This window comes from Mesorhizobium sp. M7A.F.Ca.MR.176.00.0.0 (assembly GCF_004023165.1).
GTDB lineage: Bacteria > Pseudomonadota > Alphaproteobacteria > Rhizobiales > Rhizobiaceae > Mesorhizobium.
The window spans coordinates 1-6,398 of record NZ_RZTC01000192.1; the positions used below are offsets into that span (position 1 = coordinate 1).

7 protein-coding genes are annotated in these 6,398 nt (G+C 63.1%); 2 read left to right on the forward strand and 5 right to left on the reverse strand.

All coding sequences use genetic code 11. The annotated features are described in order from the left end of the window. The 4 genes from EOB59_RS33115 to EOB59_RS33130 all read right to left on the reverse strand — a co-directional run. Nucleotides 1–1,116: hypothetical protein (locus EOB59_RS33115; RefSeq protein WP_128290186.1), on the reverse strand; the 1,116-nt coding region annotated here is incomplete at its 3' end. A 38-nt stretch (nt 1,117–1,154) separates the two neighbouring features. Next, a complete protein-coding gene (locus EOB59_RS33120; protein ID WP_245486861.1) occupies nt 1,155–1,622 on the reverse strand; it encodes a GtrA family protein in 468 nt (155 codons plus the stop codon). Continuing rightward, entirely contained in the window at nt 1,600–2,301 is a 702-nt protein-coding gene (locus EOB59_RS33125) for a class I SAM-dependent methyltransferase (RefSeq protein WP_128290188.1), read from the reverse strand. Before EOB59_RS33125 ends, EOB59_RS33120 begins: the two co-directional genes overlap by 23 nt. Continuing rightward, a complete protein-coding gene (locus EOB59_RS33130) occupies nt 2,294–3,283 on the reverse strand; it encodes a glycosyltransferase family 2 protein (protein ID WP_174800334.1) in 990 nt (329 codons plus the stop codon). Before EOB59_RS33130 ends, EOB59_RS33125 begins: the two co-directional genes overlap by 8 nt. A gap of 273 nt (nt 3,284–3,556) precedes the next feature. Between EOB59_RS33130 and EOB59_RS33135 the strand changes: the two genes are divergently transcribed. Beyond that, nucleotides 3,557–3,820: a DUF6460 domain-containing protein gene (locus EOB59_RS33135; RefSeq protein ID WP_013533620.1), complete on the forward strand. Its 264-nt coding sequence runs from the start codon at nt 3,557–3,559 to the stop codon at nt 3,818–3,820. A gap of 66 nt (nt 3,821–3,886) precedes the next feature. Here the strand turns inward: EOB59_RS33135 and EOB59_RS33140 are convergent, their stop codons facing one another. Continuing rightward, on the reverse strand, nt 3,887–4,792 hold the full coding sequence (locus tag EOB59_RS33140; RefSeq protein WP_128290189.1) for a histone deacetylase: 906 nt from the start codon (nt 4,790–4,792) through the stop codon (nt 3,887–3,889). A 131-nt stretch (nt 4,793–4,923) separates the two neighbouring features. On the opposite strand from EOB59_RS33140, the gene EOB59_RS33145 reads away from it, so the two are divergent. Next, nucleotides 4,924–6,279, forward strand: a complete 1,356-nt coding sequence (locus EOB59_RS33145) for an MATE family efflux transporter (protein WP_128290190.1) — start codon at nt 4,924–4,926, stop codon at nt 6,277–6,279. The last annotated feature ends 119 nt before the right edge of the window (nt 6,280–6,398 follow it).

Consider the following 6,398-nt stretch of genomic DNA (forward strand, 5'->3'; position numbering starts at 1 on the left):
GCCGAGCACAGCGACCCCGCCAATCAGCAGAACGGCTGCCGTGCCGCAAATGGCGTAGAACCGTCTGGCTAAGAATCTCTCCAGCCCGTCGCGCTTTTCGGCCAGCCACGCGGTGGCTGAAAGCGAGGGATATTGCTGTGCGACCTCGGCCGCCATCACCAGCGGAATCAGCAGGAAGAACAGGTACATGAAGCGCACATGGGCGAGATAGACATGCAAGGTGAAGACGACGAACAACGCCTTGGCCCAGCCAATTCGCAATCGGGACACCAATAGCCCGAAAAGCGCCAGCAGCATCACCGCTTCCTGGACAGGACTGTCCGGCGGATTGAACGGTTTCCATTCCATGATCAGCGACACTGCCTCGTTGCCGTAAGCCACGGCGAGCGTCGCCAGGATGGCCTGGACGCCGTACGGGTGGAACAGGCTGACCAGCGGGCAAAGCAGGCCGAACGCGATCCACTTCGCCAGCAGGGCCGGTTTTGACAGGCCCGTGCGCGCCAGCAGATCGAGACCGGCGAAAGCCGCGATGACGAAGCTCAAGGTGAAGGTGGCGTGCAGGTTCGCCCACAATACGACCAGCACAAGCAGCCACCAGGGCGGCGCCCGTTCTTCCCTTGCCGCACCGAAGAGCACCGCCGTCCAGATGACGATGATCGGGAAGGTGAAAACATGCGGACGCGCCGTGAAGATCGGGTTGATCAGGAACACCGCCGCGAAGGCCAGTGTAATCGCCAGGATCGGTTTCAGCCATGCGCTGAGAAACCACCCCATGAGGAAAACCGTCAGGGAGATCGAGGCGATGATCGCGGTGACGACCCCGTTCCAGCCGCCCGCCCGGTAGGCAAGAGCCAGCAGGACCTGCCCCAGCCATTCCTTGGCAATCCAGGGCTGGCCGGCAAACGTGTAGGAGTAAGAATCGACCGTCGGAAATGTCCGGTTTGTCAGGAAATCGAGACCGACTTTCACTTGCCACCAGCTGTCGGGATCCTGCAGGGTGGCGCCTGCCTGGGCAGCCAACGCACCCGCCATCGCCAAGGCCGCGAGCAGGCAGAAGATCAGCCTGTTCCGCTCGTTGTATGTCGCGGCCGCCACGCTGGCCTGAGCGTCGTTCATGATGCGCCGCCTCTGATCGGTTCCGGTGACAGTTGGGTTCAAGGTGTTGGACTGGCGGGCTGCCGCCGAGGCTTGTCGGCCACCCGAACTGTGCGGTTGGTGCTGTCGTCCCCACGTCCCACAAACACTAAGCGGGCCGAGCCAAGATAGAAAACCACCGAATAGACGCAGATTCCCGCGAGGTGGACCAGCGGGTTTTCGACGATGCCTGCCGAACGGGCGGCGATCACGACGGCCAGATTGATGCTGTAGGCGACCAGAAAGACACCCCCGTAGCGCAGCGCGGTTCCGGGCTGGAAGCCATCGGCTCTGCTGAAGGTCCATTGGCGGTTGAGGAAGAAGCCGAGGACAAGGCCGGCGGCATAACCCGTGGCGTTGGCAAGGATGTCGCCCAGACCAAGCGCAAGCCCGGCCAGGATGACCGCGTATCCCAGCGCCGTGTTCAACAGACCGACGGCGCCAAATCGCAGCATCCTCGGGAAGTCAAACGGCAGGCTTGACCACATGCGCAAAATATTGGGCTCCGACAGGTACCTTGGTGAGGAAGCGCTCGAACGGCCTCAGTCTCGCAAGCATCCGAGGAAAGAAAATCCGGTAGACGATCCTCGTGTTGGCAAGGCCCGCCTCGGCCATGCGCCTGCGCATCTCGTGCGAATTTATCAAAACCGCGTTTTCGTCGAAGGCACAGTTTCTCACCGCGTGCGTGGTCAGCGGGTTCCAGGGATTGTGTTCGAAGACGAAGAAGCTGCCGCCATCGGCCAGCACCCTGCCGATCTCGGCGAACAGTCCGATCTGCAGGTCCTCGGGAATATGGTGGAAGACGCAGGCCGCGAAGGCCAGGTCGAAGCTGCCGTCGGCAAAAGGAATTGTCTTGCCGTCGAAATGCGTGAAGGCGGCCTGGCCGGGAAAGCGCTTGCTGGCGATGTCGAGCGATTCCCGCGAAGGATCGAGCAAGGTGATCTCCGCGTCGGGAAACGCGTTGCGCATATGGCCGAGCGAATTGCCGACGCCGGCGCCGAAATCCAGTATTCGTCGCGGTTTGACACCGGCCCGCCGCAGCGTCGCGGCGACGTCGTCGATCTTGTACCTGGCGAAGAAATCCGGGTTTTCGCCGCTCAGCCTTATGCTTGCGGCATGCTGCTCCTGATATTCCCGCGCAAACTGGTCGAACTCCGCCTCAAGCACGTGCGGCCCTCTTTGCCATCTCCTGCAGGCGATGGACCGGCAATTCGCCGTCCTCCACTGCCTGGCTGCGCGAAACGATCTCGTTGACGAAGTAGAGCGGCCGCCGCTTTGTCTCCATGTACATGCGCCCGAGATACTCGCCGAAGATTCCGAGCACCATAAGCTGGACGCTGCCGAGGATCAGCACGATCGCGGCAAGGCTGGTCCAGCCGGGCAACACGTTTCCGACCGACCATTCGAGCAGCGTGTAGCCGAGCACGACCAGCCCCAGAAGCCCGAACATCATTCCGAGCAAAGAGGCGAACCGCAAAGGGACGATGGAGAAGCTGGTCATCGCGTCGACCGCCAGGAGAACCATTTTCTTCAGCGGATAGTGGGTGGTGCCGGCAAAGCGGCGGTGCCGCTCATAGGGGAAAGCCACCTGTTTCAGCCCGATCCAGCTCACCATGCCGCGAATGAACCTGTAACGCTCTGGCATCGCGTTCAGATGGTCGAGCGCGCGACGGTTCATCAGCCGGAAATCTCCGGTATTGGGGGCTATGTCGACGTCGACCATCCGGCGCAGCAAGCGATAGAACATGGACGCGGAGGCGAGCTTGAACCAGCTTTCGCCATCGCGCGTCAGCCTCTGGCCGTAGACCACATCGAAGCCTTCGTTCATCTTCGTCATCATCGCGCCGAGCAGTTCAGGCGGATCCTGCAGGTCGGCATCGAGAATGAGAATGCGCTGGCCGCGACAGAATTCGAGCCCGGCGCTCAACGCGATCTGGTGGCCGTAATTGCGGGCAAGGTCGATGGCGACGACATGGTCGTCCTTTTCGGCCAGCTGGAGAATGGCCTCGCGCGTGCCGTCGGTCGCGCCATCGATGACAAGGACGATCTCGTAGGAAGGGCCTTGTTCAAGGCATGCGGCCGTTACCCGCCGATGCAGTTCGGCCACGCCATCCAGCTCGTTGTAGCATGGGATGACCACCGACAGCATGACGCCGCGTCGCGCGGTGTTTCTCTCCGTCTCCACCAAAGCCTTGCTCCCGCTATTCGATTGGGAATAGCGGCAATTGGTTAGAAAACAGATAAGCCAGCGGGATCGCTGCGGCAGTAGCCGGCAGTCTGCCATGCGCCTGGGCTCAGCTTGCGGCCACACTATGCTCGGTGTCTCGCTATCCCGCAAAACTCCCGGCTTGAAGCGGACAAGCCAAGTGCGTATGTCTGGCTGACGCCCTCTAGCCTGGGTACCTCAATCTGGAGACGGGCCTTGTCCGCATTGACGCGCTTTCTTGGCGACTCGCCGCTCAAGGTGATCCTGAAACTGCTGGTCGTGTCTTTCCTCGTCGGCCTGGTCATGAACGCCTTCGGCTGGTCGCCGATGGATGTGCTCTATGGCATCCGCAAGTTCTTCATGGACCTGTGGAATCTCGGCTTCCACGCCATCGACCGTTTCCTCGGCTATATCCTGCTGGGCGCGGCTATCGTCGTGCCGGCCTTCATCCTGTTGAGGCTCGCCAACTACCGGAAGTAGAGCGTGATCCCGAACCGCAGGTCCGCGTCAGCGAACCCTGGCACCCGGTTTTTGGACAAGATCGTGCTATCGGGCGTGGCCCGAGGCCACCTCGAACAGGATGGCGTGGCGCGCGGCAAGCGTGGGCACGTCAGTTGAATAGCCACCGCCGATGACGCCACACACCGGAACGCCCCGCGTGCGAAAGTGGCTGATCACCATGTCGTCGCGGGCGCGCAGGCCGTCATCCGATAGCGACAGCCTGCCAAGCCGGTCCTCGGCATGGACGTCGACGCCGGCATTGTAGAACACAATGTCCCAATGGGCTTGGGCGGAGAGCTCCGGCAGGATGGCGGCGAGCCTCTCGAGATAGGCAGCGTCACCCGTGCCGTCGGGCAGTGCGACATCGAGGTCGGAGGCGATCTTGCGCACGGGGTAGTTGCGGTCGCCATGCATGGAAAAGGTGAAGACGCGCGGATCATCAGCGAGAATATCCGCCGTGCCGTCACCCTGATGCACGTCAAGGTCGACGATCAGGATGTTTTGTGCCGCGCCTTCGGCGAGCAGGACCAGCGCGGCGACGGCGACATCGTTGAAGGTGCAGAAGCCCGCTCCTTGCGCGCGCCGCGCATGATGGCTGCCGCCGGCGGTGTTGCAGGCAATGCCGTGGCGCAAGGCCAGCCGCGCCGCCAGCACGGTGCCGCCGGTGGCAAGCTGCGCGCGCAGCGAGACGCGGGGTCCGATCGGAAAACCGATCTCGCGCTCGATCTTCTCGGGCACGCAGCAGTTGACGACTTGGTCGACATAGTCCGCCGTATGGGCAAGCTCCAGCCATGACGCCGGTGCCGGTTCGGCGGTGCTGAGCGCGTTGGGGCCTGCGAGGCCGCGTGTACGCAGCGCCCCCATCAGCAAGGGATATTTGCTCATCGGAAAGCGATGGTTGACGGCGAAGCCGGCGTCGTAGTCGGGATGATGGACGATCTGCAGGGGCATGAACTGGATCCGGCGGCTCGCGCCAGGCCGGGGATTTCGGTTGGCCGTCACGGGAAGAGTGATTGCGCGGTGGCTGGAAAATGGGGCACATCGGCAGTTCGATCAAGCCGCAATCAGCAAGGCAGCAATCCTTGGACCAGGGTGCAACCCCAGCCGACGCCAGATCCCCAATCAACCCCGGATCATTTGTCGTCACCAATCGCTCCGTGCTCGCCATCGCCGTGCCGATGACGCTTGCCTATCTGACGACGCCGATGCTCGGCCTGGTCGACACGGCTGTCGTCGGCCAGTTCGGCGATGCCGCCTTGCTTGGCGGCTTGGCGGCCGGCGCATTGATCTTCGACGTCGTCTTCACCTCTTTCAATTTCCTGCGCTCGGGCACCACCGGCCTTGTCGCACAGGCGTTTGGGCGTGGCGATGCCCTGGAGGAACAGGCGGTGTTCTGGCGCGCCGTGCTGATCGCTGTCGTCGCCGGCATCGTGCTCGCTGCCCTTGCGCCGCTGGTCGCCATCGCCGGGCAAAAGTTCATGGGCGCCGAACCGCGCGTCAGCGAGCCGATGGGCGTCTACATCAGGATCAGGCTGCTCGCGGCGCCGTTCTCGCTGATCAACTACGCCATCCTCGGCTATGTGCTGGGGCGCGGCGAGGGCGGGCTTGGGCTGATGCTGCAATTGGTGCTGAACGGCATCAACATCGCGCTCTGCTTCGTGCTTGGGTTGGAACTTGGCTGGGGTGTCGCCGGCGTTGCCTGGGCGACCGTCACCGGTGAGTTCCTGGCCATGCTGCTCGGCCTGGCGATCGTGATCCGCCGGTTCCGGGCCGCCCCGTCCTTGCCGCGCCACCGCCTGCTCGACATGGCCGCCTTCCTGCGCATGATGTCGCTCAACCGCGACATCATGATCCGCTCGTTCTCGCTGCTCGCCGCCTTCGCATTGTTCACCCGCCAGGGCGCGCAGTTCGGCACGGTGACGCTGGCCGCCAACGCCGTGCTGATGAACTTCTTCCTCGTCGCCGGCTATTTCCTCGACGGCTTTGCCACCGCCGCCGAACAGCTGGCGGGCCGTGCCGTCGGCGCACGTGCCGCCGCACCGTTCCGCCAGGCCGTGCGGCTGACGCTGTTTTGGGGTTTCGGACTGGCGGGAGCCGCGACGCTGGTAATGCTGTCTGGTGGCGCCAATCTGGTCGCTCTCGTGACGACATCGGAGGAAGTCCGTTCGGTGGCCGACATCTACCTGCCATGGGCGGCATTCACGGCGCTGAGCGGTGTGCTGGCGTTCCAGATGGATGGCGTCTTCATCGGCGCGACCTGGTCCCGCGACATGCGCAACATGATGCTGCTGTCGTTCCTGGTTTTCGCGGCCGCGCTGCTGACCCTTGCGCCCGCCTTCGGCAACAATGGACTGTGGGCGGCGCTGCACGTCTTCCTGCTGGTGCGAGGCTTCAGCCTGCTGACGATCCTGCGGCTCAGGGTGCGGACGGCGTTTTAGACGGTGCCCTCCGGGAGGCCCTGCGCCGTCCAGGCAGCGAACGGCACCTGTTCGCGATAGGAATTTTTTCTTGACTCGGTGATCTCAGCTATGGTACATTTTTGGCCATGGTGCTGATT